A 1,292-nucleotide genomic window follows, 5' to 3' on the forward strand; every position below is an offset into this window, starting at 1 on the left:
CGAGGAGGGTGAAGCGGTGGGGGTGTTCGGCTTGGGCGCTGCGGATGAGTCCCCAGACGGCGCCTTGGTCGGGGTCGGGGTCGTCGGTGTCGGTGACGGCTACCGCCCCACGCGTCACCACCACCAGACGATCCCCGTCGTGGTCACCGGCCAGCCAGTCGACCAGCACCCGGTGCGCCTGAGCCGTCGTGGCGAAAAGATCGCCCGGCTCGATCTCGGCGAAGATCACCCGCTCCGTCAACGGCTCGGCCCCCGGCTCGACCGCGGCCCACTCCAGGCGGTACAGCGAACCGGCCACGGCCGCCGCCGGCAACGCGGAACGGTCGAACGGGCGCAGCGCCAGCGCACCCACCGTGGCCACCGGCGACCCGGTCCGGTCGGCGATCCGCAACGTGACCTCCGTGCCGACGGTCAGGTGCACCCGCAGCTCGTCCGCGCCCGGCGCCCACAGCGCCGCATCACTCCAGGACCACGGCAGTCGCATCGGCTCGTCCTCAGCCACTCCACCTTCGGTCACCCCGAGGTGCAGCACGTGCAGCGCGGCATCGAGCAGCATCGGCGACAGCTCGAACCCGGCCGCCGCGCCGTCGGTCGCTACCTCGGCGAAGAGCTCGTCGCCGCGCCGCCACGCCCGGCGCAGGCCGTGGAAGGCCGGGCCGTACTCGAAACCGCGATCGGCTAGCGCGTCGTAGAGGTCGTCGACGTCGACCGGCTCCGCCCGCTGCGGCGGCCACTCGGTGAGATCGGCGCCCGGCAGCAGCGGCTCCTCATCACTGAGCACCCCGGTGGCGTGCACCGACCAGGCCGAATCGGCGTCCGCCGCACCGGCGGCACGCGACAGCACGGTGACCGTCCGGCCACCATCGGCGTCCGGCTCACCGACCACCACCTGCACATCAAGACCACCCCGCGGGGGTACGGCCACCGGCGCCCGCAACACCAGTTCCCGCACGTACGGAGTGCCGAGCGCACGACCGGCGTACCAGCACATCTCGAGCAGTGCGGCGGCCGGCAGCAGCGGGGTCCCGTCGATGACGTGGTCACCGAGCCAGCTGTGCACGGCCGGGTTGGGCGTGCCGGTCCACAGTGTCGTGTTGGTCGGTGCGTGCACGGCCGTACTGGTGAGGAACGGATGGCTGCCCGTCCCCGCCGCATGACCGGAGGTCAGCCAGTAGCTCTGGTGTTGGAACGGGTAGGTGGGTGCGTCGGGTAGGTGGTTGGTGGGTTGGGCTGGGTGGTTGCCGTGGCCGTTGGCCCAGGTTTGGGCGAGGACTGTGTCGATGTTGGTGCCG

General features: G+C 72.0%; 1 protein-coding gene. It reads right to left on the minus strand.

Translation table 11 applies throughout. The features are described 5' to 3' along the window. Positions 1–1,292 (minus strand): polyketide synthase dehydratase domain-containing protein (locus ACFOX0_RS34135; RefSeq protein ID WP_377553814.1); only part of this gene is annotated, 1,292 nt, incomplete at both ends.

Source organism: Micromonospora zhanjiangensis, from assembly GCF_042650605.1.
Classification (GTDB): Bacteria; Actinomycetota; Actinomycetes; order Mycobacteriales; family Micromonosporaceae; genus Micromonospora_J; species Micromonospora_J zhanjiangensis.